The sequence below is a fragment of the Dehalococcoidia bacterium genome (genome assembly GCA_035310145.1).
Classification (GTDB): Bacteria; Chloroflexota; Dehalococcoidia; order CAUJGQ01; family CAUJGQ01; genus CALFMN01.
In genome coordinates, this window is record DATGEL010000021.1 from 1 (window position 1) to 23623 (window position 23623).

The 23623-nt window shown below is 69.9% G+C and carries 20 protein-coding genes; 7 read left to right on the forward strand and 13 right to left on the reverse strand.

What is annotated here, in order from left to right; translation table 11 throughout:
* The first annotated feature begins 355 nt into the window (after positions 1-355).
* Positions 356-1477: a hypothetical protein gene (locus VKV26_03910; protein HLZ69035.1), complete on the forward strand. Its 1122-nt coding sequence runs from the start codon at positions 356-358 to the stop codon at positions 1475-1477.
* A complete protein-coding gene (locus VKV26_03915; GenBank protein ID HLZ69036.1) occupies positions 1474-2553 on the forward strand; it encodes a phosphotransferase in 1080 nt (359 codons plus the stop codon). The genes VKV26_03910 and VKV26_03915 overlap by 4 nt, the downstream gene beginning before the upstream one ends.
* Before the next feature lie 389 nt (positions 2554-2942).
* On the opposite strand, the gene VKV26_03920 is transcribed toward VKV26_03915, so the two are convergent.
* A complete protein-coding gene (locus VKV26_03920; protein ID HLZ69037.1) occupies positions 2943-4034 on the reverse strand; it encodes a choice-of-anchor R domain-containing protein in 1092 nt (363 codons plus the stop codon).
* Between the two features lie 327 nt (positions 4035-4361).
* Between VKV26_03920 and VKV26_03925 the strand changes: the two genes are divergently transcribed.
* Entirely contained in the window at positions 4362-5522 is a 1161-nt protein-coding gene (locus VKV26_03925; GenBank protein HLZ69038.1) for an LLM class flavin-dependent oxidoreductase, read from the forward strand.
* A 123-nt stretch (positions 5523-5645) separates the two neighbouring features.
* Here the strand turns inward: VKV26_03925 and VKV26_03930 are convergent, their stop codons facing one another.
* From VKV26_03930 to VKV26_03940, 3 genes are all read right to left on the reverse strand, one after another.
* Positions 5646-6659, reverse strand: a complete 1014-nt coding sequence (locus VKV26_03930) for an alcohol dehydrogenase catalytic domain-containing protein (protein HLZ69039.1) — start codon at positions 6657-6659, stop codon at positions 5646-5648.
* 49 nt (positions 6660-6708) lie between these two features.
* On the reverse strand, positions 6709-7524 hold the full coding sequence (locus VKV26_03935) for an HAD family hydrolase (protein HLZ69040.1): 816 nt from the start codon (positions 7522-7524) through the stop codon (positions 6709-6711).
* A 92-nt stretch (positions 7525-7616) separates the two neighbouring features.
* Positions 7617-7922, reverse strand: coding sequence for a GYD domain-containing protein (locus VKV26_03940; GenBank protein ID HLZ69041.1), 306 nt, complete (start codon positions 7920-7922; stop codon positions 7617-7619).
* A gap of 248 nt (positions 7923-8170) precedes the next feature.
* Between VKV26_03940 and VKV26_03945 the strand changes: the two genes are divergently transcribed.
* Complete coding sequence (locus tag VKV26_03945) at positions 8171-9640, forward strand: wax ester/triacylglycerol synthase family O-acyltransferase (GenBank protein HLZ69042.1); 1470 nt, start codon at positions 8171-8173, stop codon at positions 9638-9640.
* A gap of 19 nt (positions 9641-9659) precedes the next feature.
* On the opposite strand, the gene VKV26_03950 is transcribed toward VKV26_03945, so the two are convergent.
* The 4 genes from VKV26_03950 to VKV26_03965 all read right to left on the reverse strand — a co-directional run bounded on the left by VKV26_03950 (position 9660) and on the right by VKV26_03965 (position 15159).
* Entirely contained in the window at positions 9660-10865 is a 1206-nt protein-coding gene (locus tag VKV26_03950) for an alpha/beta fold hydrolase (GenBank protein HLZ69043.1), read from the reverse strand.
* A complete protein-coding gene (locus tag VKV26_03955) occupies positions 10862-11899 on the reverse strand; it encodes a 1-acyl-sn-glycerol-3-phosphate acyltransferase (GenBank protein HLZ69044.1) in 1038 nt (345 codons plus the stop codon). The genes VKV26_03950 and VKV26_03955 overlap by 4 nt, the downstream gene beginning before the upstream one ends.
* 85 nt (positions 11900-11984) lie before the next feature.
* Positions 11985-12566 carry a GNAT family N-acetyltransferase gene (locus tag VKV26_03960; GenBank protein HLZ69045.1) on the reverse strand — a complete coding sequence of 194 codons (582 nt, stop codon included), beginning with the start codon at positions 12564-12566 and terminating at the stop codon, positions 11985-11987.
* A gap of 49 nt (positions 12567-12615) precedes the next feature.
* Positions 12616-15159 (reverse strand): CoA transferase, encoded by a 2544-nt coding sequence (locus tag VKV26_03965; protein HLZ69046.1) that lies wholly within the window; start codon positions 15157-15159, stop codon positions 12616-12618.
* 274 nt (positions 15160-15433) lie between these two features.
* Between VKV26_03965 and VKV26_03970 the strand changes: the two genes are divergently transcribed.
* Positions 15434-16600 carry an acyl-CoA dehydrogenase family protein gene (locus VKV26_03970; GenBank protein HLZ69047.1) on the forward strand — a complete coding sequence of 389 codons (1167 nt, stop codon included), beginning with the start codon at positions 15434-15436 and terminating at the stop codon, positions 16598-16600.
* 72 nt (positions 16601-16672) lie between these two features.
* Here the strand turns inward: VKV26_03970 and mutL are convergent, their stop codons facing one another.
* From mutL to VKV26_03995, 5 genes are all read right to left on the reverse strand, one after another.
* Positions 16673-18394, reverse strand: a complete 1722-nt coding sequence (gene mutL, locus VKV26_03975; GenBank protein ID HLZ69048.1) for a DNA mismatch repair endonuclease MutL — start codon at positions 18392-18394, stop codon at positions 16673-16675.
* Positions 18395-18484: 90 nt separating this feature from the next.
* Positions 18485-19150: a phosphoribosyltransferase family protein gene (locus VKV26_03980; GenBank protein HLZ69049.1), complete on the reverse strand. Its 666-nt coding sequence runs from the start codon at positions 19148-19150 to the stop codon at positions 18485-18487.
* Positions 19151-19269: 119 nt separating this feature from the next.
* Positions 19270-20268, reverse strand: a complete 999-nt coding sequence (locus VKV26_03985; GenBank protein ID HLZ69050.1) for a D-glycerate dehydrogenase — start codon at positions 20266-20268, stop codon at positions 19270-19272.
* A gap of 46 nt (positions 20269-20314) precedes the next feature.
* Complete coding sequence (locus VKV26_03990; protein ID HLZ69051.1) at positions 20315-20884, reverse strand: DinB family protein; 570 nt, start codon at positions 20882-20884, stop codon at positions 20315-20317.
* Between the two features lie 78 nt (positions 20885-20962).
* Complete coding sequence (locus VKV26_03995; GenBank protein HLZ69052.1) at positions 20963-21892, reverse strand: hypothetical protein; 930 nt, start codon at positions 21890-21892, stop codon at positions 20963-20965.
* 225 nt (positions 21893-22117) lie between these two features.
* Here VKV26_03995 and VKV26_04000 point away from each other — a divergent pair, with 225 nt between their 5' ends.
* Complete coding sequence (locus tag VKV26_04000) at positions 22118-22588, forward strand: HIT domain-containing protein (GenBank protein HLZ69053.1); 471 nt, start codon at positions 22118-22120, stop codon at positions 22586-22588.
* A 14-nt stretch (positions 22589-22602) separates the two neighbouring features.
* Entirely contained in the window at positions 22603-23613 is a 1011-nt protein-coding gene (locus VKV26_04005; protein HLZ69054.1) for a Gfo/Idh/MocA family oxidoreductase, read from the forward strand.
* The last annotated feature ends 10 nt before the right edge of the window (positions 23614-23623 follow it).

Consider the following 23623-nt stretch of genomic DNA (forward strand, 5'->3'; position numbering starts at 1 on the left):
GGTTCAACCGCCGCCGGCTCCATGGAGAGTTAGGCATGGCGCCGCCAGCGGAGTTCGAGGCCCTGTACTACGATGAGCAGCAGCCGCTTCCACTGGCTGCTTCCCAATAACCCGAGTCTCTATGAAACCCGGGGCGGTTCAACGTCACAGAGCCAGCCCGCGATATCACGTTTTGGGGCGCCCCAGGCAGCCGCCTCGGGCGCATGGTCGGCAAGCACTGCCCGTAGCTGCCCACGACCCGCAGGTGATCGCTCACGACACAGGCGCGGTGTGCAGCAGGGTATGCTGACGGGGGCCGAATCGCCATGAACGGTGTGTACACGCCCGCGCTTGCATGCGATCCGTGGGAGGAACGATGCTCACTCCCTTCGACGACTACCCCATCCACCAGACGCCCGAGCCGATTGCGCACACCGTCGGCGGCGACCGTAACCACTACGACCGCTACTTCTTCAACGGCTACGACCGCGACGGCGGCTGCTTCTTCGCCGCCGCGCTGGGTGTCTACCCCAACCGGCAGGTGATCGACGCCGCCTTCAGCGTGGTCCTGGACGGCGTGCAGCACGCCGTCTTCGCCTCGGGTCGCGCACCGCTCGACCGCGGCGTCACCCGCGTCGGCCCGCTCGCCGTCGAGGTGGTCGAGCCGCTGCGGATGCTGCGCGTGACGGCCGACGCGGCCTCGCTCGGCATCGAGGCCGACGTGACCTTCACCGCCCGTACGCCCGCGATCGAGGAGCCACGCGCCCGCGCGCTGGACGGCCCCATCCTGCGGTCGGACTACACCCGACTGACGCAGTGGGGCGCGTGGCGCGGAACCGTCCGCGCCGGCGGCACGGCGTTTGCGATCGAGCCCGACCGGGTGCTCGGCTCGCGCGACCGCTCGTGGGGCGTGCGCGGCGTGGGCGAGCCGCCCGGCGGCGCCCCGGCACGTACCCCGCGCCAGTTCTTCTGGCTGTGGGCGCCGCTCAACTTCGACGACTGCTGCACCCACCTGGCCCTCACCGACGATGCGCAGGGCAGGCATCTCTACCAGAGCGCCTGCGTCGTGCCGCTGCTCGGCGAGGGAGCGCCGGCGTTCGGCCAGCCCGAGGCGGTCGAGCACATGCGCGACGTGGATGCTACGGTCGAGTGGGAACCGGGCACGCGACGCGCCCGTCACGCCACGCTGACGCTGATTCCCTGGCGCGGCGAGCGGGAAGTGATCGAGCTTGCACCGCTGCTCACCTTTCAGATGATGGGCATCGGCTATCTGCACCCGGAGTGGGGGCACGGACGCTGGCACGGCGAGGAGGCCACGGGCAGCGCCGCCTGGACCCTCGCCGAGCTGGATCCGCTGGACACGCCCCATCTCCACATCCAGCAGGTCGTCCGCGCCCGCCGGGGCGGGCAGGACGGCATCGGCGTGCTGGAGCAGCTCGCGATCGGCCCCCACGCTCCCAGCGGCTTCAGCGGCCTCCGCGACGGAGCGCCGGCATGACCGTACCGATCGTCGCGGCGGATGCAGTCACCCCTGCATGGCTGACCCAGTTGCTGCGCGACGCGGGCGTCATCTCCCGCGCCGCCGTCACCCGCATCGAGCGCACGCGCATCGGCACCGGTCTGGTGGGGCAGAACGTCCGCTTCACGCTCACCTACGACCACGACGAGCCAGGAGCGCCGGCCAGTGTCGTCGGGAAGTTCCCCTCGACCGAGCCGCTCAGCCGTCGGACCGCCGTGGGCGGCGGCATTTACGAGCGCGAGGTGCGCTTCTACCGCGAAGTGGCGCCCACGGTGCACATCCGCACTCCGGCCTGCTACGCCGCCGCCGTCGACTCCGCCAGCGGCGACTTTGTGGTGCTGCTCGAAGACCTTGCCCCCGCTCGCCAGGGCGATCAGATCGCCGGCTGCAGCATCGCCCAGGCAGAACTTGCGCTTGCCGAGCTGGCCGGGCTGCATGCGCCGCGCTGGGGCGAGGCCGCCTTGCAGGGGCTCGACTGGCTGCCGCGCCCGACGCCGGTGGCGCTCATGCGCCGCCAGCAGCTGTACCAAGCGGTATGGCCGCGCTTTCTCGAGACGTACGAGGCGGCGCTGCCTCCCGGCGGCGTAGCATTGGGTGAGCGCTTCGGACGGACACTGGCGCGAGCGCTGGACCCGGACGGCGCACCGCCGTGCATTACGCACGGTGACTACCGCATCGACAACATGCTGTTCGGCACGGCCGAAGGCGGCTACCCGCTGGCCGTGGTGGATTGGCAGACGGTGGGCATCGGCGCGGGCGCGCAGGATGCCGCCTACTTCCTGGGCGCCGGACCGCTCGTCGCGGAACGGCGGACGCATGAAGAGCGCCTGCTGCGCTGCTATTACGATGCGCTGCTCGCCGGCGGCGTGCATGGCTACTCGTGGGACGCGTGCTGGCGCGATTACCGTCGCGGATCGCTGAGCGGCCTGAGCATGACCGTAGTCGCGTCAATGATCGTCGAGACGGACGCCCGCGGCGTTGCCATGTTCTCTGCCATGGCCGAACGCCACTTCAGCCACGCGCTTGAGATCGGCGCCGAGGAATTCTTCGCCTGAGTGCGGATCGAGGAGACGAAGCGGAACTCGGGTGCGCGCGGACGGCTCGCAACCCATTTCGCAAACAGCATAGCGTGGCGAGCCGGTTCCCCCGCGTTGTGAGAAGCCATTGCAGAAGGCGACTGCACGGCATGAACCGTTGAGATCAGCCTCCGGAGCGACCGTGCGGCAGCATTCGTTGTCCAGTAGTGGCCGACGATCCACGAACGACGCACGACGGGTGGCTGGCGTCTGTAATACCCGCCCTGACGATATTCCACGTGGTAGCAATAAACAGAGCTGTTCGCCGTGGCTGGACACCGTACGCGTCGTGCGAAAGGGTAGAAGAGGGCGGCGGGTGTCCCGATTCGAGGACACCCGCCGCGAGCTGGATGGTGCGTGTCGACCGGCTAGGGGCTGACGACCGCGACGATCGAGAACTGCCAGGGGCCGAGCACCCAGAATCCACCGGCGCTGAGCGGCGTGCTCCACGTCGGGAAGGTCGTGAGCGCCGCCGGCTGCCAGAAGGCGCCTGAACCGGCTGGGCCGTTGATGTAGCACAAGTTCCCGTCGGCGCCGGAGTGGGTGTCGTCGGGGCAAACGCCGGAGCCGGCCGGCCCTGCTCCCGGTCCGCTGCTGCCCGCGGACGAATTGCTCCAGAACATCAGCCAGTAGGCGGTGTTTGCTTGAAGGGTCGCGCTGATCGGCACGCAGTTCCAGCTATCCGCCGTCAGCACACCGACCGCGCTGTGGGTGAGCAGGGCACCGGGCGTGCCGCTGGCGTCCGCATAAATGGCCACGCTGAACTGGTTCTCGGGCGCGGCGGCCACCGGGCCGACGTAGGCGCAGATGGAGCTCACCGTCTCGGCCTGGCTGCCGACCGTGATCTTCGAGCCGTTGGGGCTGCAGGAGTTCGAGTAGTCCTGGATCGTGCCGGTGGTGGGCGGGAGGGTAGACCCGTGCCCCAGCGGGCCCAGGAACGGGCCGGAACCCGGCGAGGTGGTCGGCACCGTGCTGCTGCTGTTGCCGCAGGGCGAGCTCGGCGGCGGCGGGGGCGGGGGTGGTGGCGGCGTGCCGGTGCAGGGCGGGACGCTGTTCGACTTCACCGTTGAGCCACCCAGGCCACCCGAGTCGATCACCTGGATCCGGTACGAGTTAGCCCCCGCGAACGAGAATGCCGCGAACTGATAGACGGCAGTGCTGGTCCCGGAGAAGACTGCATTTGCGCGCCGGCCCGAATCGACGAACTGGGAACCTCCCGGCACGTGGTAGAACAGGCCAAGGACCACGGTTCCGGTGAACGTGCCGCTGAGCGTAACAGTTCCGGTGAACCCTCCCTGTGAATCGCACGTCGAGCTGACCGAGATGCTCGAAATGCTCGTCGCGGGGCTTGCTGCCGCCAGCGGCGGCCGAATCCCGCTCGTCGCCAACCCGAGGATGCCGACAAGGATCATGAGGCCCAGCGCGAGTTTGCCGCGCCAGGCGGGGTTGAGACGGCCCATGACACTGTGTCCTTTCTCTTCGCACGCCGCACGACGCGCAACGGGGTGCGGCATTCGCACCTGTCTCCGTAATACGGGAGCGATCGATTCGCCGGGTAGATCCGAACCCGGAGAAGTCGCGTGCAGGTTGCGTCATGATCGAGCCGGGCGTCGCCGGCGCCTCTCGGTTAGCACGCGATCGCCCGCTGATCCTGGGCCGATAGCAGCACGGCGAAGGTTTCAGCCATGGCACGCGGCCAGTCCGGCGGCCGCACCGCCGGGCGGTATCGTCCGCGGCATGCTACGCTGCGAGTCGGCGGGCTATCTGAGCGTGGCCCGGAGGGGACAATGCGCATCGGCGTGCACTTCAACTATCAGAACTACGGCGACTGGGACCGCTTCGAGGCGCACCAGCCGGGCCCGCCCACGGTCAGCGACCAGCAGCTCTACGAAGAGGAACTGGCGCTTGGCAGCCTGGTCGAGCCGCTCGGCTTCGATTCCTATTGGGCGATCGACCACCACTTCTCGCCCTACATCATGACCAGCGGCGCGGTGCAGCACCTGACCTACTTCGCCGGCAAGACGCAGCGCATCGATTTCGGCACCATGGTGATCGTGCTGCCCTGGTACGACCCGATCGTCGTCGCCGAGCAGGTGAGCGTGCTGGACAACCTGTTGCAGGGCCGCCGCCTTACGCTCGGCCTCGGGCGCGGCGCGGCCAAGCGCGAGTTCGACGCCTTTCGCAGCCCGATGGACGAGTCGCGCGACCGCTTCGCCGAGTCGCTGGAGATCCTGCGTGCGGCGCTGAGCCAGGAATGGTTCTCGCACGACGGCGAGTTCTACCACATTCCTGAAACCACGATCCGCCCGCGCCCACGCAACCCCGAGGATCTCGTCAACCGCATGCGCGTCGCCTGGACCAGCCCGCAGACACTGCCGATCGCCGCCAACGCCGGCCTGGGCATGCTGATGACCAATCAGAAGAGCTGGGAAGAGTACCGCGAGGACGTGCGGGGCTTCAACGCCGTGCGCGCCGCCCATGGCTGGGCGCCGATGCAGCCAAGCGTGGTGGCGCACGCCGCCTGCTTCGACACGGAGGCCGAGGCCTGGGAGACGATCCGGCGTCACACGATCGAGGCGCAGATCAGCATCCAGCGCCACTACGGCTGGAAAGACGTCGAGCGCCTGCGCAACACGAAAGGCTACGAACAGTACGCCCAGTTCGGCGAGCTGTTGCAGCGCAAGACGCCTGAGGAAGTCGGCGAGCACAGCGCCCGACCGCAGGCCTGGGGCACACCGGAGCAGGTGCTGGAAAAGCTGGTGCACATCCAGCGCATGACCAGCGCCGAGGAACTGATTCTCAACTTCCGCTTCGGCGCCATGCCCGCGGCGACCGCGGAACGCTCGATGCGGCTCTTCGCCCGTGAGGTGCTGCCCAAGCTGCACGAGCTGGAGGCGCCGCTGCATCCAGACATGACCGGCGCGGCCACGGTGGGAGCCAGGGACTAAGAAACACAGGACAGAGGGCGCAGGGCGGACGTCGAGGCGGGTTCAAGCGCTCGGCAGGCCACTGGGCAGCGATCCGTGTGAGGCCCCGCCTCCCGCCCCCGCCGCCGGCGTCTCCGCATGCGCTCAGGGCGTGAGCTGGACCTTGATCGCGCCGGTCGACTTATCGGCGGCCGTGGCGAACGCTTCGTTCACCCGCTCCAGCGGGAAGCGATGCGTCACCAACGGCGTGAGGCGGGCCAGGTTCGCGCGCAGCAGTTCGATGGCCACGGCGAAGTCTCTGAGTCCGCCGGACCATGCGTAGCAGTTGGAACCAACCAGCCGCACTTCTTTGACCGAGAAATCGATCGCCGGCAGCGCGGCCGGGCCATCGAAGACGCCGAGCATGCCGATCGACCCGCCCGGACGTACCAGCCGCACGGCCTCGGCCAACGTCTCGGCCTTGCCGCCGACCGTCTCGATCACCACGTCGACGGGGCGTTCGCCCAGCGCGGCCGCGAGCTCATCGCCTGAGCTGAAGATGCCATCGGCGCCGAGCGCGGCGGCCTGCTCGCGCTGCGCCGGGTGGCGGGCAGTGGCATAGACTTCGATGGCTCCGGAGGCGCGGGCGCTGACCAGCGAGAGCAGGCCGATGCTGCCGGTCCCCAGCACCGCCACGCGCGTCCCCAATTCGACGCCTGCAAGCCGTGTGCCGCGCACGCAGACCGCCAGCGGCTCGACCAGGCTGCCGGCTTCCGCTGACAGCCCCTCGGGCAGCGGGTAGAGCGAGGCCGCGGGCACGGTCATGTACTCGGCGAGGCCGCCACGGCCGGTGACGCCGAACAGCGTACGCCGCTGACAGCGGTTGTAGTTGCCCGTGCGGCAGTGTGCGCAGCCGCCGCAGCCAACCAGCGGCTCGACGGCCACGGGCGTACCAATCGCCAGCTCAACGCCCTCGCCCACGGCATCGACGGCGCCGCCTACTTCGTGGCCGGGCAGCAATCCGGCGGGCGCGGGAAACGAACCGCGGTAGAAATGCAGATCCGTGCCGCAGATGCCCGCGGAGCAGACCCGCAGCCGCGCCCAGCCCGGTCTCGGCTCCGGCACGGGCCGGTCGACGACATCGAGGTTGCCGCTCGCATTCCACACCGCGGCGCGCATCGCTTCTCCTGCGTCCGGCTTCGCCGCTGGGGGACGAACCACCGCCTGCTCAGCCGAAAACACGCTCGCCCTGCGCCAGCACCAGCTCGATCGCCTGGGCGACGCCGTCTTCCTCGTTGCTGCCGGTCACGGCACGCGCCGCCGCCTTCACGGCCTCGTCCGCCTGCCCCATCGCGAACGAGCCGCCGGCCACCCGAAACATTTCGATATCGTTCTCGGCATCGCCGATCGCCACCACATCGGCGGGCGCGCAGCCGAGATCGCGGCACGCGACGGCGAGCGCAACGCCCTTGTCGGCGCCGGTTGCAGTGAGCGTCAGTATGCTCTTGCCGTGGCCGGAGATTGAGCTGACGAAGCGCACACGGTCGCTCCACTCCGGGGCGAGCTTGTCGACGATCGCGCGGTTCACGGCGGAGCCCTGCACAAGGATGATACGCGGGGGTACCCTGGCCGCGGCCGCGATCGACGGCACGCGCAGCAGCTCGGGCATCAACGCCGCGGCGCCAAGCTCGCCCTCGATTTTCATCAGCACCGCGTCGTCCTGCGCCACCCAGGCGATGCAGCGCTGCGCATCGATGATCTCGTACAGCCGTGTGCCGAACGCGGCCGGCATGCGCAGATCGAGCAGGTCGGCGCCGTCCGAGAGCCGCCGTACCTCGGCGCCAGAACAGGCGATTATGGGGCCGGAGAGCCCGAACAACTTTGCCACACGCTCCGCGCGCTGATACCAGCCTGCAGTGGCGATCACGATCTGCAGCCCGGCGGCGAGCGCGGCCTCGACCGCCTGCCGGTTCCGCGGCGAGACGGCCTCGGTACCGGAAAGCAGCGTGCCGTCGAGGTCGATCGCCAGAGCGCGAATCGCCACCTCGGACCTCCATGCCTGGTGCGCGCCAGCCTCGGCGCAGGCTGCTGGGGCTGGCGCGATCCCCGTGGGAATCGCACCTCGGCGCCGTGTCGCTACCCTGCCCGGGCGGGGCTGGCGCGGAGCGACTGCGTGAACTGGCTGATCGTCATCGCCGGGTAGGTGGTGATGCGGATCGTGCCGCGCGCCCCGAGCTCGACCGAGATGCGGGCGATCACTTCGTTACTCGGAGCCTCGACGACGTTGACGAAGTCGTAGTTGCCGATCACCGCGTACTGGGCGGTCACGCGGCCGCCCATCGCTTCGACCTCCTTGTTGACCTCCTCGAGCCGTTCCGGCCGCTCCTTGAGCGTCTTACGGCCTTCGTCTGTCAGGGTGCTGAGCAGGATGTAGGTCGGCATGGCAACCTCCCCATGACCGGGCGGCCCGCTCCGGGGCGGCAGCGGCCGGCGGCAAGGAGACGCTAGTGCGCCTCCGGTGGTTTGTCAACCGGAAGTTCCTACGAGCGCAGACACGGCGCCTCGGCTTCGGGCCAGGTCGCGCAAGAGTGGATCTGCCGCTCAGGCGGCTGCGCACGGGGTTCATACTGGATGTAGACTGTGCGACACCCGCGCGAAGCCGCTGAGCACAAGCATCGGTGGAGGACGCGATGACACGCCCCGACCTGAACCGCCGCCTCTCGACCCAGGACGCCTCGTTCCTCTACGCCGAGAAGCCGAACCAGCCGATGCACGTCGGCATGGTGGCGATCTACGCCGGCCGCCTGACGCGGCAGGCGGTGCTCGACGCCCTGCGAAGCCGCCTGCACCTGCTGCCGCGATACCGGCAGCGGCTCATGTTCCCACCCTTCGGCATCGCCCACCCGACCTGGGAGGACGATCCCGCCTTCGAGCTTGAGCGGCACGTCGAGGAGCACACTCTGCCGGCGCCCGGCAACCGCGAGGCGCTCTCTCGGGTCGCCGGCGAGCTGTACGCGCCGTTGATGGACCGCACGCGGCCAATGTGGCAGCTCTACCTGCTGCACGGCTACGAGGACGGCCAGACGGCGATGTTGTGGAAGATCCACCACTGCATGGTCGATGGTGTCTCGAGCGTCGAGCTGCTGCTCGTGATGCATGACCTCACCGCAAAATCCGTGCCTCCGGAGCCTCCGGCAGCGCCGTGGCAGCCGCAGCCGTTGCCCGACCCGCTCACGCTGTTCCAGGACGCGGTGCGGGATGTCTCCACCGAGGCGGCCGCGGCCTGGACCGACCGAAGCTTCGAGACGTTGCGACCTGGCGTCGCCGCCGAGCGCGCCCGCCAGATGAACACCGCCTACACGACCTCGCTGCCCTTTGTGACGCGCCCTGCCCCGCGCACGCCGTTCAACGGCCCGATCTCCGGCCAGCGGCACTTCACCTGGTTCGAGTGCGCCTTCGCCGACGTGCGCGCGATCCGCACCGCCCTGGGCGGCACGGTAAATGACGTGGTGCTCACGCTGGTGGCCGGCGCCCTGCGCCGCTACCTGCTGGCGCACGGCTATCCGGTCGAAGGTGTGGAATTGCGGGCGATGTGCCCGGTCAGCATGCGCCGGCCGGAGGAGCAGGGCGCGCTCGGCAACCTGGTCTCGATGATGATCGCGCCCCTCTACGTGGGGATCGCCGATCCGGTAGCGCGGCTGGCGCGCGAGCGGCAGACGATGGAGCAGCTCAAGCGCGACGGACAGGCGGCGGCGTTCTACGCGCTCAGCGACCTGGCCCGCAACGTGCCCGTGCCCATGCAGGTCTACTCGGCGCAGAGCAACGCGCCGAACACGCTGCTGAACACCGTCTCGACCAACGTGCCGGGCCCGCAGATCCCGCTCTATCTGAACGGCCACGAGTTGCGGCACTACTACGGCGTGGGCATCCTCTCCAACGGCATCGGCCTGTTCGTCGCAATCACGAGCTACAACCAGCGCCTCGCCTTCGGCCTGCTCGCCGACCCGCAACTCGTGCCGGACAACTGGTTCGTGGCCGAGTGCTTCGAGCAGTCGTTTGACGAGCTGCTGGGCGCGGCCCGGGCCGCGGGTGCGCCAGCGGAGAACCCGCCCGCCGCGCGCCCTCGCCAGGCCACGGCAGCCGGTCAGCGCGACGGATAGGCTTTTCCGGCTCGGCGATTCAGACGAAGCGGCCGCGCACGTCCCGGCGTCTGGCCGCTGCCAACCGGCCGCTTCCTTGCTTCGATGCGGGCGCCGCGGCCGAGCGCGACCGCTCGGCCAGCCAGCTCGCCACCTTCGGCCAGAGCGACGATGCGGCCTTGCGTCCCGCGGCCAGGCCGACGTGGCCGCCGGGCATCACCAGCAGCTCCTTGTCCGTGCTGCCCACCAGCTCCGGCTGACAGGTGGTCGCGGCGAGCGGCACGATATGGTCTTGCTCCGCCGCGACCGCCAGGAAGCTGCAGGTGATCGCGCTGAGCGGCGCCGGCCGGCCGCGCAGCGTCATCGTGCCCTCGAACAGCCTGTTACGCTGCACGATCTCCTTGACCATCTGGCGGAACGCCTCGCCCGGGAAGGGGATCTGGTCGCGTGCCCAGCGGTCGAAGGCGCGGTACTGCTGCACGTAGCGATCGTTGAGCACGTTCTCCCAGAGGCTGATGTAGCGCCCGGGGCTGAACTCCGTGCTCGCGGGCCTCAGCACGCGAAAGCTCTGCTCGATGATCTCGGTCGGGATGTTGCCGAAGGTATCGACCAGCCGGTCGACGTCCATGAAGCGTTCCTGCGCGAGGAACGAGTTCAACCCCATACCGCGGCTGTCGACCGGCGTGGCCAGGGTCACCAGGTTGCGCAGCGGCTCCGCGGTGTGCGTGGCCGCGTACATCAGCGCGAGCTGGCCGCCCATGCAGTAGCCGAACAGCGAGAACTCGCTCGCCTCAGATTCCTCGCGCATCACCTCGACTACGGCCGGCAGCAGGTCGAGCACGTAGCTGTCCAGCGAAAGGCGCTTGTCTTCGGGCCGCGGCGTGCCCCAGTCGATCAGGTAGACGTCGAAGCCCGCCTTCACCAGGAACTCGACGAATGAGTTGCCGGGCGTCAGGTCCAGGATGTAGGGCTTGTTGACCAGCGAGTGCACCATCAGCAGCGGCACCGGGAACTGCTCCGCCGTGGTGACGCGGTAGCGAAAGAGCTGCGCCGAGCCCCGTTTCCAGACCACATCATTCGGCGTCAGCCCGACTTGTGCCTCCGCATCGGAAAGCACCTGAAAGAAGCGCTGCGTTTGCAGGGCGGCGCGCTGCATCTCGGCCCGCCAGACCTGCAGCGGCGAGGACGGCGCCCGAGCGTTCGGCTGGGGGATCGCACCGGGCGAAGGATCGCGTGAGGTCGTCATGCTCGTCCATCCATGCTCTGGGCCACGCCGGCCGAGGCGGGAGCCGCCGTGCGCCCGTTGCCGTGCACCGCGCGCACCCGGTCGCGCAGGTGTTCGACGGCCTTGTACATAACGTGCGTCGCCTCGGAGGCGTCGGTGCCCGGCGCGAAGTACAGCGGCTTGCCGATGTGCACGGTCACGGGGCCCGGCGTCATCTCCTTCGAGCCTTTCGGGCGGATCTCGCGCAGGCCGTGCATGTAGACGGGAATCACCGGGACGTTCTTGCCCAGGGCGAGTAGCGCCGGCCCGACGCGGAAGCGCCCCAGTTTGCCGGTCGTCGTGCGGGTGCCCTCGGGGAAGATGGTGATCGACCAGCCCTCATCGATCAGTTCTTCCGCGTAGGCCAGGCTCGCGCGCCCACCGCCGCGCTTGATCGGGAAGCCGTTCATCGTCAGCGAGTTCCACCAGCCGCTCTTGCGCCAGGGCCGGTCTTTCAGGAACCAGCGATCGGCGGCGGCGCCCCAGGCCGCCTTCGCGCGGATGCGCCGCGGCAGCGCGAGATACAGCGCCGAACTGTCGAGGTGGCTGCTGTGGTTGGCGACGATGATCGCCGGACCGCGGAACCCCTTGAGGTTGTTGCGGCCAATGATGCGCAGCGGCTTGAACTGCTTCTTCGCGTCGCGGTCCAGCTCCCACCAGTGCAGCGCGGGCCGGACCAGCCGCGCCCACCAGCTGGTCTGCCAGCGGAACGGTCCGACCGTCTCCGTCGTCTGCGTCAGCAGGCGGGCGAACAGCGGCAGATCGATTGCCGGCATCACCTCGCGCTGGACGGCGTCGGCGCCGCGTTCGGCGATGCTGAGCGACTGCACGGCCGCGTTGTCCGGCGCCTCGATGATCGTGCAGAAGTCGTGCTCGCCGAGCAGCGCGTACTGTTCGATCACCTTGCCGCCGAACGCCGCCAGCTCGTCGGCCATTGCAGGGACCTGGCCGCCGTCGGTCGTGAGCGCCCGCTTTCCCTTCCCGGTCATCGTGGTCAGGACGATGTAGCGACCCATCTCCCGAACCCTCCTTGGACATGGCCGGCATGCTCGACACGGTTTCGAGGCCAGCCGTGAGCCACGTGCCTGCTGCGGACGCGGCTCAGCCGGCCCGCTCGACCTGGCTGCCCAGGTTGAGTGTCATGATCAGCATGTCGCGCGTGCGGCCGCCGCGATCGATCACCCAATCCTGGAGCACCGCCTCCTCGCGGAAGCCCAGCCGCGCGAAGGTCGCCCGCGCGCCCTGCTGATCGGGGGTCATGCGCGCCAGGATTTTGCTCAGGCTGAGCTGCCGCGCGAGCTCGAAGACGGCGCCGGCAAGCTGGCGGCCCAGGCCTTTCCCACGGAAGGCGGGTGCGACCTGCAGCCGGATCTCGCCGACGTGGCGCGTCCAGTTCGCGTCGTTGAAGTGCAGGCTGCCGTAGCCCGCGATGCCGGCGCCCTCGGGTTCGGCCAGAACCGTGCGCGTCCGCCAGCGACGCAGGTTCTCCACCCATTCGTCCACCACGGCCGGATCGGTAATGTCGGTGCGCAGGAAAAGCAGATCGTCCGCCGGCAGCGCGCGGGCGAAGCGCAGCACGGCGTCGCGATCGTCAGGTCTCATCAGCCGCAGGGTGAGCGTCTCGCCGCCGAGTTTCACCTGGCGAGGAAACCCCTCCGCAACCGTCGCCTTTGTCTGATTCATCACGGGAACTCCGCGGTGACTTCGGCCCGGCACACCGGCGCCTGCGCCGCTATTCCAACGCGCCGCTGAGCGCGAGGTGCAAGATCGCTTCGTCGTTCAGGCCGAGGAACTCGCGCAGGACCAGATCGGTGTGTTCGCCGATGCGGGGACCGAGCCGATCAACGACCGCGTCGCTGTGCGAGAAGCGTAGGCGCGACGACTCGACGGGCACGGTGCCCAGCTCAGCATCGGTCACCGCGACGAAGTGGCGGCGGAAGCGTAGCTGCGGATCGCGCAGCGCGTCGCCGCTGTCGCAGACGCGGTGCGCCGGCACGCCCGCGGCCTGCAGCCGCAGCACAACCTCCCGCACCTCGTGCTCGACGGTCCAGGCCGCCAGCACGGCGTCCAGCGCGCCCTGGTGTTGCTGCCGCAGGGCGAAGCTGGCGAAGCGCGGATCGCTCGTCCAGCGGTCGTGGCCGCTGGCGCTGCACAGCGCCTGCCACTGTTCGTCCGTGCCGCAGGCGATCGCGACCCAGCGGTCCTTTCCCCGGCAGGGATAAACGCCGTGCGGCGCGTGCTCGGGTGAGGCGTTGCCCGCGCGCGACCGCAGGCGGCCGTTGACGGTGTAGTCCAGCAAGGCCGGCGCGAGGAAATGCATCGAGGCTTCGGCCTGCGAGAGATCGATGTACTGCCCCTCGCCGGTGCGGCGCCGATGATCGAGCGCCGCCAGGATCGAGGCGGCGACGTACTTCGGCGTCGTGTAGTCGGTGTAGGCCATGAACGGGCCGGCCGGAGAGCGGTCGGGCCAGCCCGTCAGCTCGTGGAAGCCGGAGAGCGCCGCGCCCATGGTGCCGAAGCCGGCGAGGTCTGCCTCCGGCCCCGTCTGCCCGTTGAGGCAGGTGCTGATCATGATCAGGTCCGGGTTCACCTTGCGCAGCGCCTCGTAGTCCAGCCCCCAGCGGCGCATCGCCCGCGGCGAGAAGCTTTCGGTCACCACGTCCGCCCATCCGGCCAGCCGCAGCATGAGCTGCCGCCCCTCCGGCACGCCCAGGTTGACGCTGAGGCCGTACTTGCCGGCGTTGACGTTGAGGAAGCCGCCCGAGCGATCGGCGCCGGGCCGCTTGTCCTTGAAGGGTCCGCCCGAGCGCAGCGTGTCGGGGCGGAGGGCGCTCTCCACGTGCAGCACGGTGGCGCCGTAGTCGGAGAGGACGCGCGTGCCCATTGGCCCGGCGAACACCCACATCAGGTCGAGCACCTTCACGCCGGCGAGCGGCGGTCCGAAGCCCGCGTCCCAGGTGCCCGGACCGGGGAACGGGCGCGGGCCGCCGGGCCGGCTGGCCGTAGCCGCGAGCGTACGCCCGTTCGCCCGGCCGCGGCGAGCCGCGACCTGCACGTTGGCCGCGCTGGCCACGAGGGCGCGCTGGCCCTCGGCGACCAGCACCTCGCCGTTGTGCTCGCCCACCAGCGGTGGGCGGCGACGGTACTGGATGGGCGCGCTGGTGAACCTGGCGAAGGGGCCAGGGTAGGCGATCGTCCGCCCCAGCTCCGGGTGCTCAAGCTCGGTCCAGAAGCCGCGCGAGCGGTACTGCTCGGACGCGACCAGGTCGGCGGTGGTGCTGATCGGCACGATCAGCAGGCCGCGGCGGCGCGCCTCGGCGAACAGCTCGGCCTTGGTCTTGCTGAGCATGAAGCGCGCAATCGCCTCGGTGCAGCGCGTGAGCTCCTCTGCCGGCTCCTCTCGCGAGGCGATCCGCTCCCAGAAGCCGATCCAATCCTTGTCGCGCGTGGCCTCGTCGACGAACTCCTCTTCGTACATCCACTCGAACAGGCGGCGGGTGTAGGGGCCGATCGAGTTGCCGAAGAGGAAGGTGACGGAGACGTGGCCGTCCTCGCAGGAGTAGACGAAGCGTAGCTTGTGGCGGCCGGCCTTCATGCCGCCGGCGATGCGCTGCACGGCACGGTCCCCCCAGCCCTCGGCCAGGATGAACGACTGCGTCGCCATCATCGCCGCCGTCTGCGCCGAGACGTCGACGTGCTGGCCGATGCCGTCGCGCTCGCGGGCATGGTGCGCGATCAGCGCGCCGACCGCCGCCTCGGCGCCGGCGTGCAAGAAAGCCTGCGGCACGGCGGTGCGCACCGGCGGGCGATCTTCATCGCCGGTCAAGAGCAGTACGCCCGAGGCGGCGAGGGCGATCAGGTCGGTGGCGGCGTAGTGCGATTTCGGCCCCTCCTGACCGAAGGCCGTGATCGACACCATCACCAGCCGGGGGTTGAGCTGGCGCAAGGCCGGGTAGCCGATGCCCAGCCCGTCGAGGTAGCCCGGCGCGAAGGATTCGACCAAAAAGTCGGCGTCGCGCACCAGCGTCCGCAGGCCGGCGCGCCCCTCCTCGCTCTCCAGATCGAGCGTGACGCTGCGCTTGTTGCGGGCGTAGGCAAACCAGTAGAGGCTGCGGCCGGCCTCCGGCACGTCGCCGGCGAAGGGGCCGATGCGCCGGGCCGGCGAGCCGCCCGGCGGCTCGATCGCGATCACGTCGGCGCCGAGATCCGCCAGGATCTGGCCGCAGAGCAGGCCGTGTTCGTCGGTCAGGTCCAGGACGCGGTAGGGTGCCAGCATGGCTGGACCTCCCCCCGCCGGCCGCTCGCGCTTGGCTCGTACAGGTTCGGTGCGCGGGCGATCGACGTCCCTCCATGCAATCTCGGCGCCGGCGCCGAGCGCCGCGGCGCTCGGTCCGTCCGAGGAAGCTACTATGCAGCGAGCGATGAAGAGAATCAAGAGCGACTGCCGGTCCTGCCGGACACGGCCGCGGTCCGCCGGCGGCCCGTGGCTGTCCTTCATTCAGACCGGCCGGCCGGCCATACTGCCAGTACACGAGTGCAGGAGATGAGCCGTGGACTTCGCCCTCAGCGAGGCGCAGCAGGCAATCCGCGAGCAGGCGCATGCGCTCGCCGGGCGCTTTGACGACGCGTACTGGCGCGGCTGCGACGCCGATCACCGCTTCCCCTGGGAGTTCTACCAGGTGTTTGCCGACGCCGGCTGGCTGGGCATCGCCATCCCGCAGGAGCTGGGCGGCGCCGGCCTCGGCATCAGCGAGGCGGCGCTACTGCTGGAAGAGGTCGCCGCCTCCGGCGCGGCGATGAACGGCGCCACCGCCCTGCACCTGACGATTTTCGGCCTCAACCCCGTCGTGCGCCACGGCAGCGACGAGCTGCGCCGTCGCATCCTGCCCGAGGCAGCCGCCGGCCGCCTGCACGTCGCCTTCGGCGTGACCGAGCCCGACGCCGGCTCCGACACGCCATCGATCACGACGCGCGCCGAGCGCCGGGGCGACGACTGGATCGTGCGCGGCAAGAAAGTCTGGACTTCGAAGGCCAAAGAAGCGAGCAAGGTGCTGCTGCTCGCCCGCACCACGCCGCTCGCGGAATGCACGCGCCGCACCGACGGCATGACCCTGTTTCTCGCCAACCTCGACCCGAAGTATGTGACGATTCGCGAGATCGACAAGCTTGGCCGCAACGCCGTCGACTCGAACGAGGTCTTTTACGACGATTTACCGGTTGACACCCGCGACGTGGTGGGCGAGGTGGGCCGCGGCTTCTACCACCTGCTCGACGGGCTAAACCCGGAGCGCATCCTGATCGCCGCCGAGGCGCTCGGCACGGGCAAGGCCGCGCTGCGCCGCGCCACGGCCTACGCCAAAGAGCGCATCGTCTTCGGCCGGCCGATCGGCCAGAACCAGGGGATCAGCTTCCCGCTGGCCGACAGCTACGCCAAGCTCAGCGCCGCCGAGCTGATGATCCGCAAGGCTGGCTGGCTCTACGACCACGGCCAGCCCTGCGGCGCCGAGGCGAACATGGCGAAGTACCTGGCGGCCGAGTGGGGCTTTGAGACGGCCGACCGCGCCCTGCAGACGCACGGCGGCTTCGGCTACGCGAAGGAGTTCGACGTCGAGCGCTACTGGCGGGAGGTGCGGGTGATGCGCATCGCGCCGGTGACGCAGGAGATGGTGCTGAACTTCCTCGCGCAGCACGAGCTGGGGCTGCCCCGGTCCTACTGAGGGCGCAGGGCGCCGGGGTATCGGGGTAGCTTGGCCCTACGCCCGACGCCCTTCGCCCTTCGCCCTCCGGGTTCACCAGTCGAACTGGCGTTGCAAGAAGCCTTCCGGCAGGTAGAGCAGCACTGGCGATCCGTGCGGGCACATCGCGGGCGAGCGCGCGGCGCCCAGCCGCGTCATCAGGTCGCGCGCCTGCTCCGGCGTCAGCGGCCGGCCCTTGCGGATGGCGGAGCGGCAGGCGACGGCGGCGAGGAACTGCCGGCGCCAGTCGTCGTCCATGACCGCCGCCTCGCCAAGCAGCGTGGGCAGCTCCGCCGTCGGGAGTGTGCCGGCAAGGGCCGGATCGTTTTCGTCGGCGAGCGCGGACGGCAGCGATCGCAGCACGAAACGCCGCGCGCCGAACGTTTCGCAGACAAAGCCCAGCGCCGCCAGTGCCCCGAGGCGATCCGAAAGCCGCTCGGCGGCGGCGGCCGGCAACTCGAAGACGGCGGGCTCGGCCAGGCTCTGGCCGCCTTCCCTGGCGCCGCGCTCGCTATACTCGAACAGGATTTGCTCGTGGGCACGGTGCTGATCGATCAGGAAGAACCCCTGCTCGCCCTCGGCCACGATCAGCGCGTTGCGCAGCTGGCCCACCAGGCGCAGCGCCGGTAGCAGCTCGCCCTGCGGCAACGTGACCCCTTCGCCCCAGCCGAAGGCGGCGCGCTCTTCGCCCACGCGCCGCGGCAGACCGGAAAGCCGAGCCTGCGTGCCGCTGAGCGCCAGCTCGGCGCGGCCGCTCAAGACGCTGGCATGACGCCCGAACGCCGCCGCCACCGCCTGGCTGATCATGGCGCAGACCGCCCCCTCCTGGTACACGCGCACGTCGAGCTTCGCCGGATGAATATTTATGTCAACATCGGAGGGCGGCAATTTGACGAAGACCGCGCCGGCGGTGTGTCGGTTGCGCGGCAGGAAGCGCCGGTAGCCGCTCTCGATGGCCGCGAGCAACTGCCGCGCGCGCACGTACCGCCCATTGACGAAGAGGGCGATCTGCCCACGGTTCGCCCGCGTCACGCCGCGGCCGCCGAGCAGTCCGTGCACACGAACCTTGCCCGAAGCCAGATCCACCGGCAGCGCACCCGCCGCAGCCTCGTCGCCAAACACCGCGGCAAACGCTTCGCGCTCGCCACCGCCGTCGTGCCTGAAGGCCGTGTGCCCTTCGAGGAGAAGCTGAAACCGAAGATCCGGCCGGGCCAGGGCGAAGCGGCGCAGCACCGCACCGATCTGGCCCGCCTCGGCGCGGGCGCCGCGCATGAACTTCAACCGCGCCGGCAGTGCGGAGAAGAGGTCACGCACCGTGACGGTCGTGCCGCGCGTGCGAGACGCGGCAACCCGTTCAAGCGGCCGGCCCGCGCGGTACGTGCAGCTAACCGCGGCCGCGCCTTCCACCGCGGAGACGATCGTGACCTCGGCCACGGCGGCGACGCTGGCCAGCGCCTCGCCACGAAAGCCGAAGCTGTCTATGCGCTCGAGATCGTCCAGCTCGCGCAGCTTGCTGGTGGCGTGCCGCTGGAACGCCAGCTCCACCTCGTCGGCCGGGATGCCGTGGCCGTCGTCCGAGACGCGGATCAGGCGCAGCCCGCCGCCGCGCGCCTCCACGCGCACCTCGCCCGCGCCGGCGTCGAGCGCGTTCTCCACCAGCTCCTTGACCACTGCCGCGGGGCGGTCGATCACCTCGCCGGCGGCGATCCGCTCGGCCACACGCGGCGGCAGCAGGCGAATGCCTTTTGGCAGCCCTTCGGCACCTGAATCGCCCATGCGCCGAGCATCGCAGAGCGCGAGCCACTGGCATAGCGCCCCCGTGTGGGCGCCGGGTACCCGCCGTCTCGTGATCGAGTGGCGCCGCGCTCAGGCGGAGCCGCGCTTCGCCTCGGCGGCCTGGCGGTGCAGGTAGTCGAGACTCGCCGTGTAGGCGCTCTCGTTCTCGATGCGCCCGTGCGTCATGCCCCAGTTGAGCAACGTCTCCAATTCAAGGATCGGGATCAGCCGGATGCCGTGCGCCTTCAGCCGCTCCTTGGCGCCCTGTTTGCGATCCACCAGCACCACCGCATCCCTCACCTGCAGGCCAGCGTCGCGCAGCTGGTTCGCCGTCTCGATCACCGAAGTGCCGCCGGTGATCAGGTCGTCGATCACCAGTACGGACTGCCCGGGGACGTAGACGCCTTCGATCACCTCGCCCTCGCCGTCCTTGCGCGGGTGCAGGTAGATCATCGGCACCTTGGCCGTGAGCGAAAACGCCGTGGCGACATGCAGGCCGCCGAACGGCACGCCGGCGCAGCGGCTGAAGGGCGCCATGTGCTGGTGCAGCATCGTCAGCAGCGTCTCGGACTCTTCTTTGATCACGCGGCCCACGCGCCCCAGCGCCGCCGGATTGCTGACCAGGCGGCGCAGGTTGACGTACACCGGCGAGTCATGGGTGCGACCGACGTTGAAGTTGCCGAACTGGATCGCGTCGAGATCCCAGAGCGCCTTGACGAGCCAGGCCTTGCCCGTGCCGGGTGTCGATCGGGGCATTGTGTCACCAACCTGAAGATACGGGGCGGCAGGGAAGGGGCCGGGCGACGGGCAGCCACAACCGGCCGGCCGGCCCGGGCGCAACGTTACCAGAAGCTAAGGTCGGGGCGGCAATTTTGTCAATCCCCGCGCCGGTTTGTCGCCGCTTCCGGGTTGAGGCAGGTGGGCGGCACACGCCCGGCCAGCGCCTCCAGCAGGTTTTCCACCGCCAGCGACGCCATGTTCGCCCGCGTCGTCAGCGAGCCGCTCGCGATGTGCGGTGTGACGATGCAGTTGGGCAGGCCGAGCAGCGGGTCGTCGAGCGCGATCGGCTCCTGCTCCGTCACGTCCAGCGCGGCGAAGCCGGGGCGGCCCGCTTTGAGCGCCTTCGCCAGCGCAGCGCCGTCCACCACCGGCCCGCGCGAGGTGTTGATCAGCACGGCAGTGGGCTTCATCAACGCCAGTTCGCGCGCGCCGATCAGGTGCCGCGTCTCCGGCAGCAGCGGCACGTGCAGGCTGACAAAATCGGCCGCCTGCAGCAGCGGATCGAGTTCGCTGCGCATCAGGCCCAGCTCGGCCTCAAGATCGGGCCGGGGCACGGCGTCGGTGTAGAGGATCTTCATCTCGAAGCCGCGGCCGCGACGTGCCACGGCGCCGCCGATCTGGCCGACGCCGACCAGCCCCAACGTGCCGCCGTGCACGTCCGTGCCCAGCAGGCCGCCGGGATCCCAGGTCTTCCACTCGCCGCTGCGTGAAAAGTGATCGCCTTCGACGACGCGCCGGGCCGCCGCCATCAGCAGTGCGAAGGCGAAGTCCGCGGTTGTGTCGGTCAGCACGCGCGGCGTGTTCGTCGCGAAGACGCCGTGGCGCGTGCAGGCGGCCAGATCGATGTTGTCGAAGCCGACCGCGACGTTGCAGACAGCCTTGATGCGCGGGCAGGCGCGCAGAAACTCCTCGTCGATGCGCTCGGTGAGCAGGGAGATCAGGCCGTCGGCCTCCCGCGCCCGCTCCAGCAGGACGGCGCGCGGCGGCGGCAGATCACCATCCCACAGGTCGACCGATGCCTGCGCGCGCAGCCGCTCGACGGCGTCGCCGGGCAGCCGGCGCGTGACGAAGACGTGTGGCCTCTGCTGCGCCACCGTCCCACCTCCCGTGCAGAATCAGTGCCGGAAACCTACCCCCGGCTCAGCCGTCCTGGCGCTGCCGCGCCTGGACCTGGGCGATGCGCGAGGCGCGCTGGTTCGGCTCGGTGCCGGTGAACTTCGGCTTGTACTCGGGCTCGCGGCCCGCGATCTGGTCGGCGTGCATGCGGTCGTGCCGGTAGAACGAACGCAGCCACTGCATCACGGTGAGGGTGCCGAACATGGGATGTGTGGCCCGCCGGTCGAACTGTTCCAGGCTCAGGCCGTGAATCAGCTTGAGCGTGTCCTCGCGCTCGCCCGCCATCACCTCGAGCAGCTCGGCCACCGCATGGCCGTTCGCCTCTTCGATCGGAATCGCGGAGCGTGGGGCAGCCAAGCCGCTCACGTTCGGATTCTCCTCGCCCAGCGCGGCCTCGACCCACATGTCGTAGCCCAGCTCCATCTCGCAGAGATGGGCCAGTTGCTCTTTAATCGTCCACTCTTCCTCGCCGGTCTTGCCGACCGGCACGGCGTGCGCATCCTCTTCGCCGATGCCGCGCACCTGTTCGACCAGCCGCCCGCGCTCCTCGGCCATCTTCGTCAGCAGTTCGTTGACCTGTTCCGCGGTTGCCATCGCCGTCTGCCTCCGGACGAACTTCAGACCACGCCGGCCGTCCGGCGTTGCTCAGCCTACGGGCGGCAACAGGTGGCGTCAATTGCCCGACACACCACTGCGTGCCCGGCCGCTTCTCCGAGACAGGCTGAAGCGATTCTCGGCCGCGCCGTCCGGCCCGTCGGTCAGCCCCTTGATGATCGTGACCTCAACCAGCATCTGCGGCAGCAGGCGCGTGGCGTAGAAGGCCAGCGCCTCGCGGATGCGCTCGGGGGCGGGCGGCGCCTGGCCGATCGCGGCGCCGACGTCGCCCGCTGAAGCCACCGCTCGGTCGATCACGTGCCCACACTGCTTCGCGTACTCGGGGTCGCCCACGATCGGGCGCAGCGGGTTCCAGGCGAGGCGGAGAAAGTCGCCGGCGCGGGCGATCGTGCGGTAGTAGTCCGCGATCGGCGCGTAGCCGTGCGCTGCACGGATCTCGGCGAAGAGGCCCGGAATCTCGCCGAACGCTTCGTCAGGGTCGATCGGCTCAACGCGCGGCATGCCGTCTGCGACGCCGCGCGGCAGCGGCTGGAGTGGCTCCACGGCGGCGCCAGCGCCTGGTTGAGCCCCGTTGCCCCGTCGCGCCAGCAGCGTGGCCGCGAGCAGCGGCTTCGGCAGCACGTAGTGCGCGGCCATGTTGAAGTTGCTGATGCGATCGCGGTCGTCGGCGCCGACCTCGTTGCGCGTCAGGTCGCCCCGGAAGGCCTTGTGCGCCGGCAGACCAACGGCCAGCTCGATCAGCGCGGTGCGGCGCAGGTCGTCCGCTGCACGCTCGGCCTGCATGCTGCCCAGCCAGGACGCCAGCCAGCGCCAGGCGGCTTGCAGGTAATCGGGCTCACCGGCGAGGACGCGCCAGAGCTGGTCCACGAACGGCACGCGCAGCACCGAACGAATCTCCTCAAAGATCGCCTTGACGGCCGCGGGCGCGGCGGCTTCGGCAACCTCGGGCCACACTCGGACCGCGGGGTCATGCGGTGCACCAGCCATCTGCGCTCCCTGTCGCGGCATGCGCGTCGGCCCCATTCTCGCCGGGCGAGGTGGCGGCTGGGAATGCTCCCCACCTACCAATACCACGGATCGACCGGTACCGAGGTCCGGCGGGTTGCGCCGCGGCTCCTCTATACTGAAACCGAACGCAGGAGCCGCAGGAGCGGCCGGCGAGCGGGGGCACGGCGATTGGAGCGCCTCTGGGCCCCATGGCGGGGAGCGTACGTGGCCAGCGCCGACGGCAAGCGCGACTGCTTCCTCTGCCGCGTGCCCGCCGAGAGCGACGACGCGGCGAACCTGCTGCTCTACCGCGGCCGCCGTGTCTTCGTGGTGATGAACCGCTACCCGTACAACACCGGCCATCTGCTGATTGCGCCGTTTGCGCACACCGCCGACTTCGTGGGCCTGCCCGCCGAGATTTCGGCCGAAATGATGGCGGTGACGCAGCAGTCTGTCGCCGCCTTGCGCAGCGAGTACAAGCCCGGCGGATTTAACGCGGGCATGAACCTCGGTGAAGTAGCGGGCGCGGGCGAGGCGGATCACCTGCACATGCACGTCGTGCCGCGCTGGGGCGGCGACACGAACTTCATGCCCGCGCTGGCCGATGTCAAGGTGCTGCCGGAGACGTTGGACCAGACGTATTTGCGGCTGAAGCCGCGCTTCGATGCCGTGACGGCGAACGTGGCGAATCTCTAGAGGAGAGCGAAGGTATGGCGGACGGCTGGGCGATCGTGGGCACGGGCCGCTTTGCGGCCAACCGCATCGCGCCCGCGCTGAACAAGGCGCTGGGTTCGCGGCTAGTGGCCGTGGTCAGCCGCGAGCGCGAGCGGGCGGAAGCCTTCGCACAGGAGCACGGCGCCCGCAAGGCCTACGACGACCTCGATGCCGCCATGCGCGATCCCGATGTGGCCTACGTCTGGGTGGCCACGCCGCACAGCCTGCACCTTGACCCGGTGCTGGCCGCGGCACGCGCCGGAAAGCACGTGCTCTGCGAGAAACCGCTCGCCACCAGCCGCGGCGCCGCGCGCGAGATGCTCCGCGCCTGCCGCCGCGCCGGCGTGCAGCTCGGCACCGGCTTCCAGCTGCGCCACCACCCGCTGATGGAAGAGGCTCGGCGGCTGGTGCAGGCCGGTGAGACCGGCCCGATCCGCGCCGCGGAGGCCGAGTGGTCGAACCCACCGCGCCGGCCGGGCGAGGGCTACAGCTCGCCCTGGCGCAGCGACCCGGAGCTGGCGTTCGCCGGCATCAGCACCGGCACCGGCATCCACGCCATCGATCTGCTGCGCTTCGTGCTCGAGGACGAGATCACGGCGATCACCGCCCTCACCGACGGGGCCAGCAGCCCGATCGCACCGCTGGAGACGGCCGCGATCGCCTTGCTGCGCTTCAGCCGCGGCACACTGGCGACGGTACGCTGCCTGCGCGGCGTGCCGCATCCCCAGAACGACCTGCTGCTGCTCGGTGAGAAGGCTCGGCTCGCCGTGCGCCACAGCCTCGACGAATCCACGCACGGCGAGCTGGAAGCCGACGACCTGAGCCCGGAGATCAGCGGCGTGCCCGCCGGCACCGACATGTACGCCCGCCAGGCCGGGGCGTTCGTCAACGCTGTGCGCGCAGGCGCCGAGCCCAGCGCCTCCGGCGAGGACGGCCTGCGCGCCGTCGAAGCATTAGACGCCCTGCTCGAAGCGGCCCGCACGGGCCGCACCGTTTCGCTTGAGTAGTCCGCGGGCC

Bases quoted from the DNA above. Each gene is read 5' to 3' on its own strand.
- VKV26_03910 (HLZ69035.1), top strand. From the start codon at position 356: ATGCTCACTCCCTTCGACGACTACCCCATCCACCAGACGCCCGAGCCG.
- VKV26_03915 (HLZ69036.1), top strand. From the start codon at position 1,474: ATGACCGTACCGATCGTCGCGGCGGATGCAGTCACCCCTGCATGGCTG.
- VKV26_03920 (HLZ69037.1), bottom strand. From the start codon at position 4,034: ATGGGCCGTCTCAACCCCGCCTGGCGCGGCAAACTCGCGCTGGGCCTC.
- VKV26_03925 (HLZ69038.1), top strand. From the start codon at position 4,362: ATGCGCATCGGCGTGCACTTCAACTATCAGAACTACGGCGACTGGGAC.
- VKV26_03930 (HLZ69039.1), bottom strand. From the start codon at position 6,659: ATGCGCGCCGCGGTGTGGAATGCGAGCGGCAACCTCGATGTCGTCGAC.
- VKV26_03940 (HLZ69041.1), bottom strand. From the start codon at position 7,922: ATGCCGACCTACATCCTGCTCAGCACCCTGACAGACGAAGGCCGTAAG.
- VKV26_03945 (HLZ69042.1), top strand. From the start codon at position 8,171: ATGACACGCCCCGACCTGAACCGCCGCCTCTCGACCCAGGACGCCTCG.
- VKV26_03950 (HLZ69043.1), bottom strand. From the start codon at position 10,865: ATGACGACCTCACGCGATCCTTCGCCCGGTGCGATCCCCCAGCCGAAC.
- VKV26_03955 (HLZ69044.1), bottom strand. From the start codon at position 11,899: ATGGGTCGCTACATCGTCCTGACCACGATGACCGGGAAGGGAAAGCGG.
- VKV26_03960 (HLZ69045.1), bottom strand. From the start codon at position 12,566: ATGAATCAGACAAAGGCGACGGTTGCGGAGGGGTTTCCTCGCCAGGTG.
- VKV26_03965 (HLZ69046.1), bottom strand. From the start codon at position 15,159: ATGCTGGCACCCTACCGCGTCCTGGACCTGACCGACGAACACGGCCTG.
- mutL (HLZ69048.1), bottom strand. From the start codon at position 18,394: ATGGGCGATTCAGGTGCCGAAGGGCTGCCAAAAGGCATTCGCCTGCTG.
- VKV26_03980 (HLZ69049.1), bottom strand. From the start codon at position 19,150: ATGCCCCGATCGACACCCGGCACGGGCAAGGCCTGGCTCGTCAAGGCG.
- VKV26_03990 (HLZ69051.1), bottom strand. From the start codon at position 20,884: ATGGCAACCGCGGAACAGGTCAACGAACTGCTGACGAAGATGGCCGAG.
- VKV26_03995 (HLZ69052.1), bottom strand. From the start codon at position 21,892: ATGGCTGGTGCACCGCATGACCCCGCGGTCCGAGTGTGGCCCGAGGTT.
- VKV26_04005 (HLZ69054.1), top strand. From the start codon at position 22,603: ATGGCGGACGGCTGGGCGATCGTGGGCACGGGCCGCTTTGCGGCCAAC.